Raw genomic sequence first — 22,091 nt, 5'->3', positions numbered from 1 at the left:
GAACATGACCCTCAGCAAGTCATATTCTTGCAGTTCAGGACACCTTTCCTTCTGAGCAACACAGGCCCACTTCCGGTTCAGGGTGAAAGCGCGAGGCAAAGGTGTTTCGGTAATAGGGTGTGTCGTTGCGCGTGTTTCGCATCGTGTTGCTTGATCATTGATGAATGACAGGGAAGGAAACCGGTTCCGGCAAGGAGTCCGGCGCACGAAAAGTCAAGCAGCGCAGCGGTCGCCGCAATCTCGACGCGTTGCGTGGTCGGCGGATGCGGGCGGCGGAGATGTTTGCCGCGGGACGACGGCAGGTCGAGGTCGCTGTCGAGTTGGAGGTGTCCCAACAGACCGCGTCACGCTGGTTTCGGCAGTGGGCCGAGGGCGGCCGTGAGGCGTTGGAAGGTGCTGGGCGTGCGGGGCGCCGGCCGCGGCTCGATGACGCCCAGATCGAGGCGATCCGAGAGGTACTACGCAAAGGACCCCAAGCGAATGGCTTCGCTACCGGAGTGTGGACCCTGGGCAGGGTCGCTATCGTGATCGAGCGGCTCACCGGCGTGACCTACGGACCCACGCAGACCTGGACGATCCTGCGGACCCGACTGGGCTGGAGTCGGCAGCGCCCCGCACGGCGGGCGGTCGAACGCGGCGAGGACGCTATCGTCGCCTGGAGCGAGAACGAGCGGCCGCGGTAAAAAAGGGCGCGGCGCCGAGGTGCGTGGATCTGCTTCCAGGACGAAAGTGGTGTGTCACTGCTCCCGGCGGTCCGCGCAACCTGGGCGCCGAAAGGTGTGACACCTGTGCTGCATCACCGATTCTCCTGGACACGCATGTCCATGGCCGGAGTCCTGGCCTATCGGCCCGACCGCAGCGAAAGCGCGTTTGTGTTCTCCATGACCGACGGCTCGTACAACACCGACAAGCTCATCGAGTTCCTCACCGAACTGCGCGCCCACTTCACGGGCGAGGAGATCATTGTGATCCGGGACGGGCTCATGGCCCACCGGCCCAAGGCGATGACCGCGTGGCTGGCCACTCAACGCGATTGGCTTCACGTCGAACGACTGCCAGCGTATGCGCCTGAACTCAATCCCATCGAACAAGTCCGGGGCAACATGAGGTCCACCGAACTGCCAACCTGTGCCCCGATATCCTCGACGAGGTCCGCATCGCGGCCGGGACCGGATTGACCCGGATGTGCTCGAGCTACGACCTGTGTCACGGTTTCCTCGACCACACCGGACTTTCTCCATGAGAAATTCTCACTCAATTACCGAAAAATCTATAGTACCTTCGCCCTCGACCCATCGGCGCGGATCTCGGGTTCGTTAACGTCGTGGCCGATGACGGACAAGCACTGGAAGCGGCGCTGAAGTTCTCGGAGCGGATCGCCGAAAACGCCGCGCTCGCCATCCGCGCGACGAAGCGTGTCATCGGTAAATTCAGGCGGTCGCTTGCAACAGGATCGGTCAGGTGTGAGTGTAGGATTTCGTTGAGTTTTTCGGCGGGCCTGAGGAATCCGTGGATGTTTGCGGGGCCGGTTGTTGAGTTCGGCGGCAACGTTGTCGAGGATGCCCGGCCCGCGGAAAGACAGGTCGGTGTCCTTCGGGAAGTATTGGTGTAGTAGCCCACTGGTGTTTTCGTTGGTCCCGCGTTGCCAAGGGCTGTTGGGGATTGGCGAAGTAGATGGGCAGACCACGGGAAGGAGCCAGAGCATTCGCCGAGAAGCGGCGCCCCGTCTGGCGCGGACGATGACACCGAAACTCCGCAACGGAATAGCCGCGTTGGCATACCGGAAAGCCCTCAAGGCGGAAGTTGTCCCGGTCCGTCTGGACCCTGAGGTTGCGGTTCCCCCACCTGAGACTCGCCGAGTGGTAGGTCTCGGGTGAACCGTCAAATACACCCGTAGCGTGTGCAGCACCGGCCTATAGACGGCACCGCGAAGTGGCGACTGAGCAGGGATGTTTCCAGCACAGAGTCGCCACCAGGTCGTCCCGGCGCACCCCGAGGCCGTGCAGCGCACCGGCCAGGCGTGCCGCCTGATCGGCCAGCTCGGCGAAGGTGAGGCTCGCGGTGCTGGTGTCGTCGTAGCGGACGACCCGCGCATCGGGGTGCACCGTCCGGCCGTGTTCGAAGTTCCAGTGCCGTGGATCGGCTGCATGCTGCCACCTCCGCCTCGCCGCCTCGCCGCCGGTCGTCAGGCCGGGCTGGGCACGTTACGGAACCGGGGGCTGCGCTTCTCCTTGAGCGCTCGGATTCCCTCGCGGTGCTCCTCGGTCGAGTTCGACTGCGCCTCGAGCGAGAGCGACAGGTCGAGGTTGGCCGCCACCAGCTGGCGCAGCGGCTGGTTGACCGCCTGCTTGGTCCACTGGATCGCCTGAATGGGCCCGTCGGCCAGCTGCCGGGCGAACTGTTCGACTCGGGCATCGAGTTCGTCGTGTGCTACGACATGGTTGATCAGGCCGATCTCTGCCGCCCGGGCCGCCGGGATCATCTCGCCGGTGAACAGGAACTCCCGGGCTCGGGTGAAACCGACCAGGTAGGGCCAGATTCCCGAGCCCCCGTCGCCGGCGGCGAAGCCGACCCGGACGTGCGGGTCACCGATGCTCGCGCGGTCCGAGGCGAACACGACGTCGCTGTACAGGGCGATCGTCGCGCCACCACCGGCTGCTGGCCCGTTCAGCTTGGCGATGACCGGCTGGCGGCACTCCAGGATCCCCATCACGATGCGCCGGCCCTCGGCAGCGATGCGGTCCCAGCGCTGCTGGTCGTCGGCCAGCTCCTGCAGCCAGTCCATGTCACCGCCAGCGGAGAACGCCGTGCCGTTGCCGGTGAGGATCACGGCCCGGATGCTGAAGTCCCGCGAGACGTCGTCGAACACCTGGGACAACTCGTTGTGCAGTGCTTCGTTCCAGGCGTTCAGCCGCTCCGGCCGGTTGAGTGCAATGGTCAGGACGCCGTCGTCCTCGCGGAACTTCAGCATCGTGTAGTCGGCGTAGTTCATGCTCACTCCTCAAATTGGTGTTATCGAGCGGTGCGGGGCAGTCCCAGCCCGCGCTGGGCAATGACGTCCCGCAGCACCTCGTTGGTTCCGCCGCCGAACCGCTGCCGGGGTGCGTCCCGATACTCCTTCTCGAGCTGGCCGTACATCGGGGCCAGCGGGTCGCTGCCGTCGAGCTGGCCGGGTAGCCCCATGAGGTCGAACGCTGCGCTGGTGACCTTCGTCCGCAGCTCCGAGGCCAGCACCTTTTGCATGGTGCCGACTACGGTGGGCGTCTCGCCCCGGTCGACCAGCGCGCACACCTCGTGGGTGAGCAGGCTGACGATCTCGACCTCCGACTCCAGCTCGGCCAGCCGGCGGCGGACCTCGGGATCGGCCATGAGCACCGTGCCGTCGCACACGGCGGTGCGACAGTACGTGACGAGGTCGTCGAGCATGCGCCGCAGCCGGCCCATCACCCGGGCACCGACCTCGGCCCGCTCGAAGTCCAGCGCCGCGGTGATCAGCTTCCAGCCACCGTTCTCCTCCCCGATGAGGTGGGAGACCGGGACCTCGACGTCGGTGAAGCTGATGATGTTGGTGCGGTAGCCGGACCAGACCCAGACCGGGTCGATCCGTATCCCGGGCGCGTCCAGCGGCACGATCACGATCGAGATGCCCCGGTGCTTGGGCGCGGTGGGATCGGTCCGCACGGCCAGCCAGACGTGAGTCATGTGGTGCGCGCCGCTCTGCCAGCACTTCTCGCCGTTGATGACGTAGGTGTCGCCGCGTCGCACGGCGCTGGTGCGCAGGCTGGCCAGATCGGTGCCGGCCTCGGGCTCGGAGTAGCCCAGCGAGCAGCTGACCTCGCCACGGCGGATCCTCTCCAGCCACATGTCGATGTTCTCGAGACTGCCGAGCTTGATGATGGCTGGGGCCAGCGTCGAGACGGTCCAGTCGAGCTCGGGTAGGCCGTGATACTCCAGCTCGAAGTTCAGGATGGCGCTGACCGCCGCGCTCGCCTCCTGGCCGCCGTATTCGCGCGGCCAGTGCAGCGAGTTCCAGCCGCGCTCGCCGAGGTCCCCGTAGAATCGTCGCTCCAGCTCGCGCAGCGGGCCCGCGCTGTGGCCGAACCGTCGCTCGTCCTCGATCCGATCGAGCCCGGCCTCCACGTAGTGCAGCGCGAACGACCGCACCTCCTCCTGCCACGCCTGCTCGTCCGGCGTGAGGGCGAAACGCATTCCGCCCTGGTCATCTCCACTCATCGCAAGCACCCCTGGAATCGTTCGTCGGTTACGGTCATAGCGCGAACCGGTCGGCCAGCCGCTGGATGTACCAGGCCGAGGAGCCGTGCCGCAGGTCGGCCGCGACCGCCCGGCGCGACCACAGATGCAGGTCGCTCTCCTCGGCGTATCCCATGCCGCCCCACAACTGGTGGGCGATCACCGTCGCCTCCCGGTAGGCCCGGCCGGCGCTGGACTTGGCGATGGCGGTCTCCCGGGTGGCGGGCAAGCTCTCGGCGAGGCGCCAAAGCGCCTGCCATCCGGCCAGCTCGGCGCCTTTGACCGCCATCGCCGCGTTGGCCATGTGGTGCTGCACGGCCTGGAACGAGCCGATCGGCTTGCCGAACGCGTGCCGCGCGGCCAGGTAATCGCTCGTCTGGTCGATCACCGCCTGCGCGCCGCCGATCATCTCCACGCTGGTGAGCGCGGCCATCACCTCGGCCACGTGGTAGAAGCGAGACAGGGCATCCGGCCCGCCGTCAGCGCCGCTGCCCAGCCGTGCGCCAGAGTCGAGCACCACGTCGTCCAGCGTGAGCTCGTCCTGCAGGTCGTGCCCGAAGGTCGCCAGCGGCCGCAGCCGCACGCCCGGGCGGTCGCGGGGCACCACGAACAGGCCAAACCCCGGGTCGGCCTGCTGCTGGGCGACCTGGCAGACGACGATGACCACGTCGCTCACCGACGCGTTCTCGACGAATATCTTGCGGCCGTTCACGCGCCACCCGCCGCTCGCCGGCCGGGCCAGCGTCTCGTAAGCGGCCGGCTTGTGCTCGGCCGATGACTCGGCGTAGGCCACGGTGGCCAGCAGCTCGCCTCGCATCAGCGGGCGCAGCCAGCGTTCGAGCTGCTCCTCGGTGCCCAGCTGGTGCAGCAGCAGCCCGGCGTGCAGCGTGCTGGACAGCGTGGTGGGTACCAGCGCCCGGCCGGCCTCGCGGACAATGACCGCCAGGTCGATCAGGGAGCCCCCATCGCCGCCGACCGACTCGGGGAAAGCCAGCGACAGCCAGCCCGCGTCGGCGAGACGCTGCCACAGCTTTGGGGCGTGGCCCGACCCCAGGGGCCGTGCCGCCGCGCGCACGTCGGCGGAGGTCCACTCCCGCATCAGCAGCTGACGCGAGGCCTCCCCCAACTCCGTCTGTTCCGCCGAAAGATCGACCTTCATTCGCGTTCTCCTCTCCGTTCATCGATGTCTTGTGCACTCACGCCCGGCGGTCGTCCACTCAGGACAGATAGCGCTCGCGCAGCTCTCGCTTGAGGATCTTTCCCGTTGGGGCCTTCGGCAGGGCGTCCACGAACTCCACCGACCGCGGCTTCTGGTAGGAGGCCAGGTGTACCCGGGCGGTGTCGATGATCTCCGCCTCGGTCGCCGTGGACCGCGGTTTGAGCACGACGAACGCCTTGACGGTCTCGCCCCACTCCTCGTCGGGAACCCCGATCACCGCGCATTCGAGCACCGCCGGGTGGTGGTTGACCGCCTCCTCGACCTGCACCGAGTAGATGTTCTCGCCGCCCGAGATGATCATGTCCTTGGCTCGGTCGATGATGAACACGTACCGGTCGTCATCCCACGCGGCGAGGTCGCCGGTCCACAGCCAGCCGTCGCGCAGCGTCTGCGCGGTCAGCTCCGACTGGTTCCAGTAGCGCAGCATGTTCGCCTCGGAGCGCACCACGATCTCGCCGATGGTCCGGCCGTCCCTCGGTACCTCTCGCCCGTACTCGTCCACGATCCGCAGGGTGGTGTTGATGCCCTCGCGCCCGCAGGACCGCAGGCGTTCCGGGTGCACGCCCCGCAGCGCGTCGACGTGCTCTTCCGGGGTCAGGAAGCACATTGTGCCGCCCTCGGTCATGCCGTAGCCCTGGTTCAGGGTGCACGGGAAGGCGTCCAGCGCCGCCTTGACCACCGAGGAGGGCATGGGTCCGCCGCCGTACTGGATGTTGCGTAGGCTGGAGAGGTCGTAGCCGGAGAAGCCCGGCGCGGCCATCATCCAGTTGAGCATCGTGGTCACGCCCAGGAAAGTTGAGACCCGCTCGGCCTCGATGACCTCCAGCGAGGTCCGGGCCTCGAAGTTCATCAGCACGATCGGACAGCCGTGCCGCAGATAGTTCCAGGCCAGCAGGATCACGATGTGGAACATCTGCCCGGTCACCAAATGCACGTCCGAGGGCACGATGCGCTCGGCGACGGTCTGGTTCCACATGCCGTGCAACGCCGAGCGGTGGCTGTGCAGCGCCCCCTTGGGCTTGCCGGTCGTACCTCCCGTGTAGAGCATGAAGCACGGATCGTCGTCGCCCACCTCGCACGACCACTGCTGCTCCTCATCCGACGACCGGGCAACCAGCTGCTCGTAGGAACCATCCCCGTCCGGGCCGCACTGCAGCCAGTGCGCCACGTCGACCTCGGACTGCAGGTCGACGGTCATGTGGGCGAACTCGTCCGAGCTGATCAGGACCTTCGGGCCGGCGTCACGAACGATGCGCCCAAGCTCCTCGGTGCTCAGCCGCCAGTTCAGCGGTTCGGCGATCAGGCCGACCCGGGCGGCAACCAGGTAGACCTCGAGCAGCTCGATGCTGTTGCGAGCCAAAACCGCGACTCCGTCGCCTTTGCTCAGGCCGAGGCCGCCGTCCCGGCTGCCGCGCAGACCGTTGGCCAGCCTGCGCACCCGCTCATCAAGCTTCCTCCAGTTCATACGGCGACCTGTGGAGGTGTCGACCACCGCGTCGCGCTCCGGGGTGAGCGCGGCCCACTTGGCCGAGACGAGACCGATATTCACCATGACCCGGCTACCTTCATGCCGTGACCACCCGCTGCGAGGCGAATTCGAATCCCTGGTAGCCGTTGGTCGCCACCGCGTCGACCAGCTTGCGGTAGTGGCCGAAGTGCCCGATGAAGATCAGCACCTGGCGGCGTTTCCCGGGGATGTTCGCGCCGGTCAGCCAGGAGTCGGCCAGCGGGACGAGCGTCTTGTCCGCCTCCCCACGCAGCCGGTCCATCCAAGCTTCCTCGGCCTCGGGCGAGGCCTCGACCACGTCCGCACCATTCTGGCGCATGTGACGGATGCAGTCCGCGATCCAGTCCACGTGATGCTCGATGCCGACCGGTGCGTTGGGGAACGTCGATCCGGGTCCGAAAATCGTGAACAGGTTGGGGAAGCCGGTGTTGGCCAGGCCCAGGTAGGACCGGGGACCTTCGTTCCAGTGTTCCTTGAGCGTGAGCCCGTCCTTGCCCCGGATGTCGATGCGGAAGAACGGGCCGGTCACCGCGTCGAACCCGGTGGCGAACACGATCACGTCGAGATCGACGTCACCGTCCTCGGTCCGGATTCCCTTGGGCGTGATCTCCGTGATCGGGTTGTCCCGGATGTCGACCAGCGTGACGTTGTCCCGGTTGTAGGTCTCGAAGTAGTTGGTGTCCACGATCGGGCGCCGTGAGCCGAACGGGTGGTCGACCGGCAACAGCTTTTCGGCGACCGCGGGATCGTTCACTCGCTCGCGGATCTTGGACCGGATGAACTCCGAGACGAAGTCGTTGGCCCGCCGGTCGACCAGCAAATCCTTGTACGAGCCGAACACGAACTTGAAGCCGCCCTCCGCCCACAGCCACTCGAGGGTCGCCTGCCGCTCGGCCGGGGTCACCTCCAGCGCTGAGAGACCATTGTGCTCCCATGGGAACCCGCCGGCGGACCAGTGCGTCTTGCGCCAGACGTCGTCGTAGTGGGCCTTGATGTCGTCCAGAAAGGCCCGGTCGACCAGCTCGTGCCGGGCCGGAATCGTGAACTGCGGGCTGCGCTGGAAGACGTGCAGGTGTTCGGCGTCCCTGGCGATCACCGGGATGGCCTGCACCCCGGTCGAGCCGGTGCCGATGATGCCGACCCGCTTTCCGCGCAGGTCGACGCCCTGCTGCGGCCACCGCCCGGTGTGGTGCCACTCGCCCTCGAAGGAGTCGAGACCTTCGATCCGGGGCACGTAGCGCTTGGCCGCCAGCAGTCCCACCCCGGTCAGCAGGTACTGCGCGGTGACCCGTTCGCCCCGGTCGGTCTCGACCTCCCAGTGCGCGCGGTCCTCGCACCAGTGGGCCGAGGTGACCCGGGTGTTCAGCTCGATGTCGCGTCGCAGCTCGAACCGGTCGGCCACGTGCTCGAGATAGGCCGATAGCTCGTGCTGCTCGGGATAACGGCCGGACCACTGCCATTCCTGAGACAGCTCCTTCGAGAAGGAATAGCAGTACACGTAGCTCTCGGAGTCGCATCGGGCGCCGGGATAACGGTTCCAGTACCACGTGCCGCCCACTCCTCCGCCCTCCTCGAACACGCGGACCGACAGGCCCAGCGTGTCACGCAGCCGGTGCAGCGCGTAGAGCCCGGAGAAGCCCGCCCCGATCACCACCGCGTCATACGTGGCGGTACTCGAGGCGCCTGGCTCGCCGGAACGGCCCGATACGGGTCGTTGCGTGGATAGTGCCATTACTTCCTCCTTCTGCTCGCCGACGTCAGAGCGTCGACGGAGCCGGCCTAACGGAACGTGCTCGGATGGCTTTGATGACCTGCTGGAAGGCCCGCTCGCCCTGGGGCAGCATGAGCGTGTTGAAAAAGCCGTGAATCTGCCCGTGGTAAAGCTGGAGATCGACAGCGACGCCGGCCTGCCGCAGCCGCTGCGCGTACTGCTCGGCGCCGGCCCGGGCCGGCGAGTGCTCGGCCGTCACCACAATGGCCGGCGGCAGGCCGCCGAGATCGGTCGCCAGCAACGGCGACGCGTGCGCCTGGTCCCGGCCGCCGTCGGGCAGGTACTGCTCCCAGAACCATTCGATCGTCTCGGGGCCGACCCACAGGTTCTCGCCGTCCAGCGGGGTGGACCGATCGGCCTCGAAGCCCAGAATCGGGCAGACCAGGATCTGGCGGTCGATCGAAGGTCCGTGCTGGTCGCGGGCCCGCAGCGCGACCACAGCCGCGAGGTTGCCGCCCGCGTCGTCCCCGGCCACGATCAGCGGCACCTCGCCACCAGCGATCTCGCCCAGCCGGCTCGACACCCATTGCAACGCCGCGTACGCGTCCTCGACGGCGGCGGGGTACGGGTTCTCCGGCGCCAGCCGGTAGCCCACCAGGACGAACGCACTGGCCGTGCGCTCGGCCAGCTTGCGGGCGATCGTCTCCGACGAGTCGATAGAGCCGCCGATCCAGCCGCCGCCGTGGTAGTAGACGATCACCGCTCGGGGCCGCGCCACAGGCACCAAGATCCGGACCGGAACCGATCCGCCGCCCGCCACCGCAACGCTGTCATCGGTCACCCGGTGCATCACGGGACCGATTCCGTTCAGCATCGCCACATCTCGAATCTGCGCGCGGGCCGCGTCCGGGCTACCCTCGTGCATCGGCTTCACCCCGGCGCCTTCCAACTCGCGGAAGAACCTCTTCAACCATCTATCGCCAGACACTGTGACCTTCCCTGTTGATTGTGTTTGAGAAACCTCAGTTGTCGGGCTTCTGTTCAGCGAGCAGCTCATATCTGCGACGTATCCTCTGTTGCAGGAATTCGTCGAGTACCGAGCCAAATGCCGTGTTGTCATCACCGGCGACCATGTGATGGGCGCCGGCCACCTCACGGAAGTCGACGTGCGGCACGAGCTCGAGGAATCGCCGCGCGTCCTGCTGACTCAGCACGTCCGACTCAGCCCCACGCACCAGCAAGGTGGGAATCCGCAGCGAGTTGGCCGCCGCGCCGAGGCGGGCCGGGTCCAGCAGGACGTCCCGCTGGACCGCGTCGTCGGTCTGCCTCCGCATCAACTCGGGATCCCAGTGCCAGAAGAGCCGTCCGTCACGCTCACGCAGGTTCTTGCGCAGCCCTTCCAGGTTGCGCGGGCGGGGCCGGTGCGGCAGGTAGGCGGCGACCGCGTCGGCCACCTCATCCAATGAGGCGAAGCCGGCCGGGTAACCGGTCATGAACCCCAGGATCCGTTCTCGTCCCTTCGGTTGCAGGAACGGCGAGACGTCGACCATCACCAGCCCGAGCGCCAGCTCCGGGTAGCGGCCCAGCGCGGACAGCGCGGCGTTACCGCCGAGCGAGGCCCCGACCAGAACCGGTGGCCGGCCGATATGGTCGGCGACGCTGACCACATCCGCTGCGAATCGCTGCAGGTCGTAGCGACGGTCCGAGGACCAGCCGCTCTCGCCGTGTCCGCGCTGGTCGACCGCGACGGCGTACCACCCCGCCTTGGCCAGCGCGGCGGCGGTGTCCCGCCAGGAATGGCGGGTCTGTCCGCCGCCGTGCAGCAGAACCACAGGGATGTCGCCCGGGTCGCCGAATGCATCGGCCACCAGCGTCACGTCGCCGCTGGGGATCCTCATACGTGTCGCGTCCACGGCCGGGGTCATGACGCCCCGTTCGCCAGCAGCACGCAGGAGTGGGTGTTCAACGAGCCGCCGTTGGCGCCGTGCAGGGCGACCTCGGCCCCGTCGACCTGGCGCTCGCCGCACACTCCCTGGAGCTGGCGCACCGCCTCGACCAGGTTCGTGTGGAAGATGCCGGCATGGCTGCACGAGAGCCAGCCACCGTGCGGATTGACCGGCAACTCGCCGCCGATCTTCAACCTGCTCCCGTCCCCGACGAAGTCACCGCCCTCGCCCTTGGCGCAGAAGCCGTAGTCCTCCAGCGCCAACAGCGGGGTGATGGCGAAGTTGTCGCACAGGGTGACCACGTCGACATCGCTGGGCTTCAGCCCGCCCTCCTTGAACGCCTCGTCGGCCGCGACCTTGCCCATGGTGTTGACCAGGTCGTAGCCGTTGCTGCCCTTGGCCAGGATGTTGGGCGAGTAACCCAGCGCCCCGGCGCCCGTGCCCAGCACGTAGACCGGCTTGTGGGGTAGGTCCCGCGCCCGGTCGGCCGTGGTCATGACAAACGCGGCGGCACCGTCGTTGATCAGGCAACACATCAGCTTGGTCAGTGGGGTGGAGATCATCGGTGAGGCCAGGATCTCCTCGATGCTCGGCGCATTCCGGTTGATCGCCTCAGGGTTGAGCGAACCGTTGGCCCGGATGGCGTGTGCCACGGCAGCCAGGTGCTCGGGCGTGGTGCCGTACTGGTGCATGTGCCGCTGGGCGATCGCGCCGTAGTGCGCCGGCAGCGTGCCGCCATAGGGGCGCTCGGTATTGACGAAGTGCGCGGTCGGGCCGCTGGTGCCAGAGGCGCCAGCCAGGTCCTCGACCGAGCCGCTGGCGTGTTTGGTGGGCTTGCCCCACGAGCTTTCCTGGAAGCCGGTGACGCACAGGATGTGTCGGGCCCGGCCCCGGCGCAGCGCGTGGCGGGCGAACTCGACGTGGTGCCCGGACCCTCCGCCGCCGGCGTCTATCGAGGCGAACACCGGCGTCTCGTAGAGACCTAGATGCTCGCTCATCTGGATTTCCAGGCGGTCGTCGATGTTGCCGCCGTAAGCCACGATGCCGTCGATGTCGGTCGTCTTCAGGCCCGCATCCTCAATTGCTGCGAGCGATGCCTCGACCATCAGGCCGAGCTGGTCGGTATCCGGGCGGACGCGGGCGAACCGCGTGGTCCCGGTCCCGACAATGACGGCGAGTTCCTCAGCCACTGCTAGGCCCCTTTCTCCGACGGCCGGAACCTGGGCACGGTCCACTCCGCGGTGAGGTCGTCGTAGACCACCTCGACCGCCATGCCGATATGGATGTCTTCGACCGGGCAGCCGACGACGTTCGACGCCATCACGGCGCCTTCTTCGAGTTCGATGAGCGCCCACGCATAGGGGCTGTCGGCGAATCCCGCGGCGGGACGGTGCACGATGCTGAACGTGTGCACCTCGCCCCGGCCGCTGACGGGAGTCCAGGTCAGCGCGGTGCTGCCGCACCGATCGCAGACATAGCCGGGATAGAACCGGTAGTTGCCGCAGGCGTCGCACGCCTGGATACGCATCACGTGCTCGCGGCAGCTTTCCCAGTACGGGCGTTCGACCGGAACGTCACAAGGAACCGGACCGTTCCGGTATTCGGTCTTGAGGGTCATCAATCCACCTCCTCGAAGGTCATCAGAAGCGCGCGTTCCGGCGGAATTGCTCGGAACCCGGGTAGCCCCCACCGCCGTACTGCTCGTCCAGCGCGTCGTAGTCGATCCCGGCACCTGTGCGGGGTAACGGCTGCGGCCGGATCACCACGACGGAGGGCTTCTTGTAGGTGGCCAGCCGGGTCCGGCAGTGCTCGATGACGGCGGTCTCGGTCACCCCGGCTGCCGGGTCGGCCACCACGATGGCCGTGACCCGCTGCCCCCACTGCTCGTCCGGGACGCCGATGATGCCGACCTCCTGCACGTCCGGATGCGTGGCGATGCAGACCTCGACCTCGGCGACGTAGATGTTCTCCGCCCCCGACTTGACCATGCGGCCTCGGGGGCCAACGAACGACAGTGAGCCGTCGGGCTCGCGCCGGCCCAGGTCCCCGGTCCGGTACCAGCCGTTCTCGAAGCGACGCGCGTTCAGTTCCGGCCGGTTGTGGTAGCCGACCATGACGGTCAGGCCCCGGGCGCTGATCTCGCCGACCTCACCCACACCCACCTCGTCGCCGCCCGGGGTGAGCAGGCGGACCTGCACGCCGGGAACAGGCCGCCCGTGCGCCCCCTGCCCGCCGAGACCGGCCGCAGTGAGCAGCCCCATGCACTCGGTCTGGCCGTAGCCTGTGGCGCCGCCCCGTCCCCACAGGCTGGCGTCCGGCGAGGTGATCTGGACCCACTCGGGGTTGAGCGTCGGCCACACCTTGAGCGAGTGCAGGTCGTACCTCTCGAGATCGTCGAGCGCGAGAATCTTCGAGATCGTCGGCTCGATGATAAACGCCCCGTTGCACCGTTCCCGGTCCACGGTTTCGCAGATCTCACGAGGATCGGCACGGGACAGGAAGACGTTTTTGCCACCCATGTGGAACGTGGCCATCATTGGATACATCGTGGCCACGTGGAAAAGCGGACCACAATTGAGATAGCAGTAAGCTGGATCGATATCCGAGAGCCAGGCCCATATCAGGTTGTGCGCGATGATCGCGCGGTGCGGGATCATCGCACCGTTGGGCTTGCCTTCCCAGGCGGCGGTGTACAGCAGCAGGACCGGCGCGTCCGGGTCCGCCTCCCCGTAAGCGTGGTCACCGGACCCAGACCGCAGAACGTCTTCGTATCCGCCCGGCTCGTCGGTGTCGTGCCGCACCCACACCGCATTCACCGATACCGAACCGCGGGCCGCGCGCGTCTTGTCGCCGACCTCGGTCTCCTGCCAGAACACCACGGTCGGCTGCAGGTCCTCGAGCACGAACGCAAATTCCTCCGCGCTGCCCCGCCAGTTGGCCGGGCAGAACACGGCACCGATCTTCGCGGCAGCCAAGATGCCCTCCAGAATCCGGTGGCAGTTCTGCCCGAGCCACAGGATACGATCACCCGGCGCCACGTTCTGGGCGAGCAACCACGCGGCCAGACGGTTGGCGCGCACATTGAGCTCGGCGTAGGTGATCCGGTGCTGCTGGCAGATCGCCGCCATCTCGTTCGGGCGGCTGCGCGCATGTTCCTCGGCGATGTCGGTTAGCGTCAGGCGGCCCATGCCAGTGCCCTCGGGCGCCACGATGGCGGCCCGGGCGGTTTCTATCGCGTTGCTGGGCATGACTATTCGTCCTTCACCTGGGCGTATTTGTGGGCATATTTGGCGCCGGCCGAACCGACCAGTTCCTCGGTCGTTGTCGCTCGCACTTCGAGCTCGACACCGAGCCGGGAACACACGGTCGCACCGAGATCGTCCACGCTCACGCCGCCATCGCTGGGTACGGCGACCCGCAGGAAAGCGGGCCTGCTGCCGTCGGCGCTGCGCACCAGCTGGAACGGGACGTCCTGCTCGGTGACGTCGTAGAGGATGTCATCGACCTGCCCTGGCATCACCAGCACGCCGTCCACGACCGTGCGCTCCCAGACCCGGCCCAGCTGGAAGATGCGGGCCGAGGTGCGTCCGCACGAGCACGGCTCGCTCTTGACCATGCCGATGTCGTCGGAACGCCAGCGGACGTGATTCATGCCCTCATCCCAGAGCGAGGTGAACACCAGCTCGCCCGGACTCCCGTCGGTCAACGGCTGTCCGGAGTCGGGATCGATGGTCTCCACGACGAACAGATCCTCGCGGATGTGCATGCCGTCCTGGGCGGAGCACGAGCTCGTGTGCAGGCCGACGTCGCCCATCCCGCCCATCTCGTAGATGGTGGCGCCGACCTGCTCCTGCAGCCGGGACCGCTTCAGCGGCGACAGGTACCGCCCGCCCCACCACAGCGTCTCCAGGGAGTCCAGCACCGCGTCCAGTTTGCGACCCGACTTGGCCGCGGCAGCCGAGAGGCCGTCAAGCCAGCCCGGATAGGCCCAGGTGACCTCCGGGCGCAGGAACTCCAGCTGGTCGACCGAGGCTGAGCCGAGGTCGGGCAGGATGTGCACCGCGCCGATCTTGAACGCGGCCAACGGTAGGGTGAGCTCGACCCGGACGCCGAAATTCTGCATAGTCAAAATCCGCGTCCCCTCGCGCGCCCCGGCCATCCAGAACATCGACGCCAGCTCGTCGGCCACCGTCTCCCGATCGGCGGGCGAGCTGACCTGTAGCGTCGGGGTGCCGGACGTGCCCGAGCCATGGCTGATCGAGGCGCCCGGAACCACACCCGAGGACAACCCACCGTAGGGGTCGCCGGTCTCCGCCCGGAAGGCGCGGACCATGTCCTTCGAGACCAGCGGAAGCCGGCCGAGATCGGCGCGGGAGCCGTAGTCGCCTGGCGAGACTCCGGCGGCATCGTACATTTTCCGGTAGAGACCGCCCTCTACGTAGGCTTTCTCGATTCGTTCCGGCAGAACCGCATTTTGTTTCGCGATCAGCTCGGACCGGTCGACCGTTTCCACCGCGTTCCACACGTCACTGTCTGGGACACTCATGTTCTATATTCTCCGTTCGCCCGTCCGGTCGGTCGATACCTTTTCTATCAGGCGTCCCCGGGGCTGTCAAGAACTGCCCACCGTATTGACCGGCGCCACGGCCGGTTCGGCCTGGCTGGCGGACGAGAATCCCAGCCGTTCAGTTGTACTGGAGATGGACTGTTGGTCACGGTTTCGGACTCCCGACCGTCACGACCTAGTTCTGCAACCACGCCCGGTTCCGCCGAACCGGCAGTAACACCCGGGCCGAGACCTTGACAACGTGCTGTCTGAGCTATCATCTCAACCGCCCGATCGGGCGGGACAGCAACGACCCGGCTTGGCTGACCGGTCCAACCGTTGACAGCACATAAGATATCCACCACCCACAACCAAACGCGGCGGAGAGACGAAGAATGCCAACACAAGGTTTGACCCGCCAGTGGAAGAGTTAGCGGCCTGCTACCGCTTTCACAACCAGAGCTATGCGGCTCACCCGTTTGATCTGTGGAAGAAATTGGTTGCGCTGGACTGCTGCTCGCGGTCGGTGAGCCACCGCGAGTATGTGGCGGCGAGATCGGCGTCGAGGCGTTGCCCGATCTCGAGACGCCGTACGCGCTGGTAGGGAACCGCGAGTGCGGTTGCCACCGTCGTGATCGGGATGGCCAGTGTTCGGCGACGTTGGCGAAGTCGGCCTGTGCTGCTGTTCACTGGCAGCGGATTTTGGATGAGCTTGAAAACCTCGCGCGCGACGATGCGTTTGAGGCAGCGATGATCTCGCGTTCGGACTTGCCTTCCGCTGTGCGTCGCGCAATGTAGTCGACGGTGCGTGTGTCACCGGCGGACATTCGCACGAGCACGATGCGATGGATCGCGGAGTTGGGCGGTGCGGTCACCGCCCCGGGAGAGCCGGTGCCGCTGATGCTTGCCCGACGATGCGGGGATGGGTGCAGTTCCGCACAGCGCGGCGAACTGCTGCTCGCTGCTCAGTCGTTCGGGGTTGTCACCGCAGGCGACCAGAAGCTGGCTGGCGACGAGGGGGCCGACGCCGGGCAGCTGCAATAAGGCCGGGTTGACTTGGGCTGCCAACTCACCGAGCCGGGTGTCGATGCCATCGATGTCGGACGTGTGCTGCTGATGGCGCACGGCCAGTCGTTTCAGAGAGCCGCGGAGGGTTTGATCTGGGCCGTGACCGGAAGTCGGCCGTGATCGCGCGCGAGTGCGGCAACGAGTTTCACGCTGCCGAGATTCCTTAGGTCGCGCGTATCTGTTCCGGTGCGGTCACCAACAGAGCATGGATCTGGTTCATCGCCGCGCCTCGCGCCTTGCGAGCCGAGGAACGCTCGGTGAGCAGGATCCGCATCGATTCGACAAGCCCGTCGCGGTCTTTCGGGGTCGCCAGCCCGCGCCCGGACAGTGCAGTGACGGCCGCCTGGAACGCGTCGAGCGGGTCGGACTTGCCGTGCAGGCGGCGTGCACGGCGGTCGGGCCGTGCGACCTCGAGAACGGTCATCCCGGCACGGCGCAGTATGCGCGCCAGTTCGGCGCCGTAGCTGCCGGTGCCCTCCACCGCGACCGCGACGACGACGCCGAAACCGCGGAGATAATCGATGACCTTCCGGTAGCCGGCGCCGGTGGCGCCGAACCCGCGGTCACCGAGTGGCCGTCCGTGTTCGTCGATGACCGCGACGTGATGGGTGTCCTTGTGGGTGTCGATTCCCCCATAGACGCTGATCTTGCTCTCGTGGTCGGTGCCCACAGATGATGCCCCTTCCCTCGATGGGTGTGGACACGTACCGACCGGGCGGGCAGACAGCACATAGATGAGACTGCGGAGGTCAAGCTCCTGACTTGTTAAATCACCGGTGGATGCGATCGGGATCTGCAGTCTCGTAGCGTCCAGGGTGTCGATCGGCGCAGGCTCGCAGGCTTCTTGCCACCATCTTCGGAGGTTGGCTCACTGATAGCGTGCCATGCCGGTCGACACCCGCCCTGCGGTGTGGCTCGACAGAGGCGTGAACGAGATCTTCAAGTCAGGATGCCCTCCGCAGGCACGTTCGACTTCGCCTACCGAAGGAGTACTGCCAGGTGGTCATCATCGGAATCGACCCGCACAAGTCGTCATTCACCGCAGTTGCCGTCGGCCGCAGCGGCGTCACCGTCGGGTCCCGTCGGTTCGTGGTCAATGCCGGCACCGCCACCGCGTTGGTGAAATGGTGCCAGCGATGGCCAGAACGGCAATACGCGATCGAGGGAGCAAAGGGACTCGGCCGGGGCATCGCGCAGATTCTGGTCGCGCGTGGTGAGGACGTTGTTGACGTTCCTTCCACCCTCGCAAATGAAAGTCCGGGTCCTGAGCACCGGCGGCGGACGCAAAACCGACCCCGACGATGCCCCGGGCCGTCGCGCTGACCGCCTTGTACCACCACGGCTTACATCAAGTTCACCGCGAGGACCAGAGCACGATCTTGCGGCTGCTGTCCGAGCGCCGCGATGACCTCACACGTGAGAAGACGCGTGTGAGGTCATCCGGTTGCACCAGCTGCTACGGGAACTGATTCCAGGCGGCGTTCCGATCGGGCTTCGGCGGACAAGGCCGGCGCTGCGATGCAACGGATCAAACCGACCACCGCCACCGACGCCTGCCGCCGGGACTTGGCCAAGGACGTGCTTGCCGACCTCCGGCGCATCGATTCGAACATCAAAGCCAACGAAGCTCAGATGCGCGACGCAGTCGCCGCCACGACGACGACTCTGCAGGAAGTCCACGGAATCAACACCGTCCTTGCCGCCAAACTTCTCGGCCACATCGGGAACATCACCCGATTCCCCTCGGCCGATCACTTCGCCGGCTCCACCGGCACCGCTCCTCTCGCAGCGTCGAGCGGCGAGAACACACGCCACCGGCTCAATACCGGTGGCAATCGTCAACTCAATTCCGTGCTGCACACCATCGCCGTCTGCCAAGCCCGCGACCCAGGGCCCGGCCGCGTCTATTACCAGCGCAAACTCGACGAAGGCAAGACACGAGCCGAAGCCCGGCGCGCACTCAAACGCCGCCTCGCGAACGTCCTCTATCGCCGAATGCTCAGGGACCAACAACACGCACCACCTACGGCTGCTTGACACACAGAGGCGCTATCAAGCCATGCCTGCCGGGTCGATGCGCGCAGCCACGAGGTGACGGACAGATCCATCTGAAGACAGTCCCCCATAGGGGCGTCGGTGTACGACCGGGTCACGTCACCCCGCGGCCGTATCCATCATCTATGCGTATGAACCGGTTCCGTATCTGACCGGCGTGTCGTAGCCAACGAAGGTGGCCATCGCGTGACTCCGAGAGACCTACCACAGTCACTCGATGAAGGACCACGCGATGACCAGTGCCCACGATATCGACTTGCACATTCATCCACTCCACACTGAAGTTCCCAATAGTCACTTCAGTCTCGAGTGTCACCGGGTCGACACTGGCCAGCGACACACCCATCGGGCAGGATCACACACCATGGCCACACCGCCCACGTCCCCGAAGACGTCGTTGCAACAGCGGTTATCTCAACGTGCCCGTGAACGATGGCCGCAGTTGACTGGTGTCGACGTCCGGTTCCGCGGCCAATTCGCGAAGGCACGACCGGCACCACGAAGGCCAACGCACCGCACGGAACGGTCACGTGCGAGCGAGTCCAAGACCTCGAGCAACCCATCCATGACCTCCTGATCCAGGGCATTCAAGGCGGCCGGACGATTGAGGGTGACCCATGCGAGGCCATCGCGCACCTCAACGATCAGCGACTGAGGCACATCGCCTGCCACATCCGTCGATTGAGCGCCTGGCGCCCTGGCGTCACTGAACAATTTGACTTCTCTCTTAGAAGCGGGTCGACCGAGACCCGAATACTGGCCGATCAGAGGTCCGAGAGCTGGGTGTCCTGCATCGTTGCATTTATCTCCGCTTGTCGCCCGTATAGTCGGTCGGGTGGGTCTTTTTAACAGGCACTCCGGTCGGCTGTCAAGAATTGCCAGAGCCCACCCCGTGTCGATCAGCCCCCGTGCTCGATCGGTCCGTGTTCGCCGTCGAAGGTTGACGAATCAGGCTCAACCGGTGGAGGCAACACCCTAGATGAGGAGGGGCTGTGGGACGACCGTTGAACTGGGTCACGGAAGTCACGCAACGCGCGCCGATGCGCTCACCTGGGCATCCGGGGCATCGACGAGAACTGCAGCGTCGGTTTTGGGACAAAGTGGACGAGGGGTTAGTAGGGGCCGGGCATTCATGGTTGACGCAGTATCCGGCTACATGGTTACATAGATCGCATGCTTCCCGACCGACTGGATGGTCGGTCGATCACTTCTCGCTACCGGGGCATCATGGCTTGCTTCCGGAAGTTCGGCCGACTGCGCGGCCTCCGGATGGTGGGTCGACGACGCACGGCAAGCTCATACGCCCGTCCGGGATCACGAGGAGACCACCGGTGACCGCTAGTCCGCTACTTACGCTGTTCAGGCCCACCGTCGCTGTCATAGGCAGTGGCCCGTCGGGCTGCTATACAGCACAGTTCCTGCGCAAGGAGCTGCCGGACGCCGAGATCAGCATCTTTGAGGCGCTCCCGGTGCCTTACGGGCTGGCCCGCTACGGGGTTGCGGCCGACCATCAGGGCACCAAGGCGGTCACCCGGCAGTTCGACCGCATGTTCGAGCGCGGCGCGATCAACTTCGTCGGGAACACCCGGATTGGGGTGGACGTTCGCTTCGAAGACATCACCAGTGCCTTCGACATCGTGGTCGTCGCGACCGGCCTGCCGAGCGATCGCCCCCTCCCCATCCCGCATGACGAGGCCGCCCACGTCATCGGGGCGGGTGGACTGCTGCGTGCCCTGAATGCGTACCCCGGGGAAGTTGCGTCCTGGGACACCTCGCTAGGCAGGGAGCTGGGCGAGCAGATCATCGTGGTCGGAAACGGCAATGTGGCGATTGACGTCGTGCGTTTGCTCACGAAACCGTCTCGGCACTTCACCGGCTCCGACATCCACGACCCTGCACTCGAGCTGCTGCGCCCGGCACCGCCACGTTCGGTCCGCGTCCTGGGCCGATCATCGGCGGCAAACGTGAAGTTCGACCTCGCGATGCTGCGCGAACTCTGCAACATCGACAGCGTTGACATCCGAACCGAGGGACTTGACGCATCCACGACAGGCCCTGTCGCGGATCTGCTGCGTGACCAGCTACGCGCGAGTCACAACTCCGACGGAGAACACACAGGCAGAACACGGGTGACGTTCCACTTCGAGACCGTGCCCGCCGCTGTCCGGCACCAGGACGGGCGCACCATCCTTGACGTCATCCGCGCATCTGGCGAGCAGGACTCCTTCGCCGCAGACACGGTTATTACCGCGATCGGTTTCTGCCAGGCCGACGAGGCTCGCGACGACGTACCAGCGAAGACCTGGTCGGGTTCGCACGTCTATCGGGTCGGCTGGCTCGAGCGAGGCGGGCGCGGCAATATCGCCGAGAACCGGAAGCACGCGCAGGCGGTAGCCAGAGGGATTGTCAGCGATTTCGCCGAGGGACGCATCCCGCACCGAGACGGCGGGGGGCTGAGGGCCATCCTGCCGCAGCTGGGATTGTCCACGAGCTTCGCCGGGTGGCAGGCGATCGACGAGGCCGAACGAAAAACCGCGAATGCCAATCGCTGCCGCCGCAAGATCACCGACCTCAACCAGATGATCTCGATCGCCAGCGACAGTGCCATCCGCGATCGGCATCTCACCCCGGACTGCACGGGAATCTACACGACAAGAGGAGCATGAAATTGGGCGCAATCAGCATCCTGTTCGGTACCGAATCCGGCAACGCCGAACTCGTCGCCGACGATATCGCCGGTACCTTCAATGACGCCGGAGTGAAAGCCGAAGTTGTTGCAATGGAGGACGTCGACGTCGCTGACCTTTCCGAGACAGAGACGATCGCCGTCATCACTTCCACCTATGGCGAGGGGGAATTGCCTGCGATGGCAGCGCCGTTTCAGCAGGCCCTTCTCGATGCCCGGCCCGACCTTTCCGCGTTGCGGTTCGCCGCCTTCGGGCTCGGTGACAGCACTTACGAAACCTACAACAACGCGATCGGTGTCCTCGTCAAGGATCTGACCGCGCTCGGTGCACGCCAGATCGGCGAGACCGGCCGACACGACGCTGTCAGCGGAGAGCCGTTCACTGATATCGCGGTCGCCTGGGCCAGAAACATCGTCGCGGAGTTGTGACGGACGCCCGATACCAGAACATTCGCCCTGTAAGAGATTTCGCGGATAGGTGCGCGTCGGTGACGTGGAGCAGGCACAAGCACAGGTAGGGGAATGAGGTGTCAAGTCTCGTTCTTCCCCGCGAGGTGCCTGTGCCTTCCCTGCCATCTTCTGTCATCGAACCGCTATGGGATCAGTTCGCCGCGCTTCCCGAACGCAATGTGATCCATCCGCTGGGCTGTCACCGGCCACGGCTGATCCCGGACCGGGTCGTGTTCGCAAAATTCCACCAGATGATCGTGCTCGGTGCCGCCTACGAACGCATAGCTGATTCGACCTGCTCAGCGAGCGCGATCCGCAGCCGGCGCAACGAGTGGATCGACGCCGGAGTGTTCGAACAGCTGGAGCAGATCTGTCTGGCCGCCTATGACCAGATGGTGGGTCTCGACCGGGAAGACGTGACTGTCGAGTCAGCTGGACGAGAAGATCCACCACGAGTTCACGCAGCACCCGCAAGCCGAGACCATCGAGTCGATGCCAGGATACGTTTCGAGGAAAAACCACGCCGAGGGGGTGCGGATCGTCCGGCGTCGCCCACGCCTAATAAATGATCGGAAGGATAGACTGGTTGGGCGATGGTGGGCGAGACCAGCGTCGGGCAATGCGGGTAGCTCGGAGCTCCGGAGCCGGAATC

General features: G+C 66.0%; 21 protein-coding genes and 2 pseudogenes. 6 read left to right on the top strand and 17 right to left on the bottom strand.

Features of this window, described 5'->3' with window-relative positions:
- Positions 1-164: 164 nt before the first annotated feature.
- Both CBI38_RS33255 and CBI38_RS33250 read left to right on the top strand, forming a co-directional pair.
- Positions 165-683, top strand: coding sequence for a winged helix-turn-helix domain-containing protein (locus CBI38_RS33255; protein ID WP_230990309.1), 519 nt, complete (start codon positions 165-167; stop codon positions 681-683).
- Positions 684-734: 51 nt separating this feature from the next.
- Positions 735-1,178: a transposase gene (locus CBI38_RS33250; RefSeq protein ID WP_230990423.1), complete on the top strand. Its 444-nt coding sequence runs from the start codon at positions 735-737 to the stop codon at positions 1,176-1,178.
- Between the two features lie 338 nt (positions 1,179-1,516).
- Here CBI38_RS33250 and CBI38_RS39680 read toward each other — a convergent pair.
- The 16 genes and pseudogenes from CBI38_RS39680 to CBI38_RS39665 form a co-directional block, all read right to left on the bottom strand.
- Positions 1,517-1,685, bottom strand: a pseudogene (locus CBI38_RS39680) (transposase); the annotation flags it as partial.
- A 228-nt stretch (positions 1,686-1,913) separates the two neighbouring features.
- Entirely contained in the window at positions 1,914-2,189 is a 276-nt protein-coding gene (locus tag CBI38_RS33240; RefSeq protein ID WP_335743651.1) for an AMP-binding protein, read from the bottom strand.
- Positions 2,186-2,992, bottom strand: a complete 807-nt coding sequence (locus CBI38_RS33235; RefSeq protein WP_109335751.1) for an enoyl-CoA hydratase/isomerase family protein — start codon at positions 2,990-2,992, stop codon at positions 2,186-2,188. The genes CBI38_RS33240 and CBI38_RS33235 overlap by 4 nt, the downstream gene beginning before the upstream one ends.
- A 20-nt stretch (positions 2,993-3,012) precedes the next feature.
- On the bottom strand, positions 3,013-4,233 hold the full coding sequence (locus CBI38_RS33230; RefSeq protein WP_109335750.1) for an acyl-CoA dehydrogenase family protein: 1,221 nt from the start codon (positions 4,231-4,233) through the stop codon (positions 3,013-3,015).
- Between the two features lie 34 nt (positions 4,234-4,267).
- Positions 4,268-5,410 (bottom strand): acyl-CoA dehydrogenase family protein, encoded by a 1,143-nt coding sequence (locus CBI38_RS33225; RefSeq protein WP_109335749.1) that lies wholly within the window; start codon positions 5,408-5,410, stop codon positions 4,268-4,270.
- Between the two features lie 58 nt (positions 5,411-5,468).
- A complete protein-coding gene (locus CBI38_RS33220; protein ID WP_109335748.1) occupies positions 5,469-7,022 on the bottom strand; it encodes an AMP-binding protein in 1,554 nt (517 codons plus the stop codon).
- Positions 7,023-7,035: 13 nt separating this feature from the next.
- Complete coding sequence (locus CBI38_RS33215) at positions 7,036-8,709, bottom strand: flavin-containing monooxygenase (protein ID WP_109335747.1); 1,674 nt, start codon at positions 8,707-8,709, stop codon at positions 7,036-7,038.
- 25 nt (positions 8,710-8,734) lie between these two features.
- Positions 8,735-9,658: an alpha/beta hydrolase gene (locus tag CBI38_RS33210; RefSeq protein ID WP_162603356.1), complete on the bottom strand. Its 924-nt coding sequence runs from the start codon at positions 9,656-9,658 to the stop codon at positions 8,735-8,737.
- A gap of 52 nt (positions 9,659-9,710) precedes the next feature.
- Positions 9,711-10,613 carry an alpha/beta fold hydrolase gene (locus tag CBI38_RS33205; RefSeq protein ID WP_109335745.1) on the bottom strand — a complete coding sequence of 301 codons (903 nt, stop codon included), beginning with the start codon at positions 10,611-10,613 and terminating at the stop codon, positions 9,711-9,713.
- On the bottom strand, positions 10,610-11,824 hold the full coding sequence (locus tag CBI38_RS33200; RefSeq protein WP_109335744.1) for a thiolase family protein: 1,215 nt from the start codon (positions 11,822-11,824) through the stop codon (positions 10,610-10,612). The genes CBI38_RS33205 and CBI38_RS33200 overlap by 4 nt, the downstream gene beginning before the upstream one ends.
- A 2-nt stretch (positions 11,825-11,826) precedes the next feature.
- The gene (locus CBI38_RS33195; RefSeq protein ID WP_109335743.1) at positions 11,827-12,252 is read right to left on the bottom strand and encodes a Zn-ribbon domain-containing OB-fold protein; all 426 of its coding nucleotides are present in this window, start codon (positions 12,250-12,252) and stop codon (positions 11,827-11,829) included.
- A gap of 22 nt (positions 12,253-12,274) precedes the next feature.
- The gene (locus CBI38_RS33190) at positions 12,275-13,882 is read right to left on the bottom strand and encodes an AMP-binding protein (RefSeq protein ID WP_109335742.1); all 1,608 of its coding nucleotides are present in this window, start codon (positions 13,880-13,882) and stop codon (positions 12,275-12,277) included.
- 2 nt (positions 13,883-13,884) lie between these two features.
- A complete protein-coding gene (locus CBI38_RS33185; RefSeq protein ID WP_109335741.1) occupies positions 13,885-15,180 on the bottom strand; it encodes a phenylacetate--CoA ligase family protein in 1,296 nt (431 codons plus the stop codon).
- A 471-nt stretch (positions 15,181-15,651) separates the two neighbouring features.
- Positions 15,652-15,870, bottom strand: a complete 219-nt coding sequence (locus CBI38_RS39675; protein WP_230990422.1) for a hypothetical protein — start codon at positions 15,868-15,870, stop codon at positions 15,652-15,654.
- 123 nt (positions 15,871-15,993) lie between these two features.
- Positions 15,994-16,305 (bottom strand): IS110 family transposase, encoded by a 312-nt coding sequence (locus CBI38_RS39670; protein WP_230990421.1) that lies wholly within the window; start codon positions 16,303-16,305, stop codon positions 15,994-15,996.
- Positions 16,306-16,411: 106 nt separating this feature from the next.
- A complete protein-coding gene (locus CBI38_RS39665) occupies positions 16,412-16,918 on the bottom strand; it encodes an IS110 family transposase (RefSeq protein WP_230990420.1) in 507 nt (168 codons plus the stop codon).
- 848 nt (positions 16,919-17,766) lie between these two features.
- Here CBI38_RS39665 and CBI38_RS39660 point away from each other — a divergent pair.
- A complete protein-coding gene (locus CBI38_RS39660) occupies positions 17,767-18,285 on the top strand; it encodes a transposase (protein WP_230990320.1) in 519 nt (172 codons plus the stop codon).
- Between the two features lie 432 nt (positions 18,286-18,717).
- Here CBI38_RS39660 and CBI38_RS40800 read toward each other — a convergent pair whose 3' ends face one another.
- On the bottom strand, positions 18,718-18,939 hold the full coding sequence (locus tag CBI38_RS40800) for an enoyl-CoA hydratase/isomerase family protein (protein ID WP_162603355.1): 222 nt from the start codon (positions 18,937-18,939) through the stop codon (positions 18,718-18,720).
- Positions 18,940-19,634: 695 nt separating this feature from the next.
- On the opposite strand from CBI38_RS40800, the gene CBI38_RS33165 reads away from it, so the two are divergent.
- From CBI38_RS33165 to CBI38_RS33155, 3 genes and pseudogenes are all read left to right on the top strand, one after another.
- A complete protein-coding gene (locus CBI38_RS33165) occupies positions 19,635-20,969 on the top strand; it encodes an FAD-dependent oxidoreductase (RefSeq protein WP_162603354.1) in 1,335 nt (444 codons plus the stop codon).
- Entirely contained in the window at positions 20,966-21,418 is a 453-nt protein-coding gene (locus CBI38_RS33160; protein ID WP_204165051.1) for a flavodoxin domain-containing protein, read from the top strand. The genes CBI38_RS33165 and CBI38_RS33160 overlap by 4 nt, the downstream gene beginning before the upstream one ends.
- A 131-nt stretch (positions 21,419-21,549) precedes the next feature.
- Positions 21,550-21,867, top strand: a pseudogene (locus CBI38_RS33155) (IS5/IS1182 family transposase); the annotation flags it as partial.
- Positions 21,868-22,091 lie beyond the last annotated feature (224 nt).

The sequence above is a fragment of the Rhodococcus oxybenzonivorans genome (assembly GCF_003130705.1).
GTDB classification, from domain to species: domain Bacteria; phylum Actinomycetota; class Actinomycetes; order Mycobacteriales; family Mycobacteriaceae; genus Rhodococcus_F; species Rhodococcus_F oxybenzonivorans.
The sequence above is the reverse complement of the archived record's forward strand: the minus strand, read 5'-3'. Positions and strand labels throughout refer to the sequence as shown.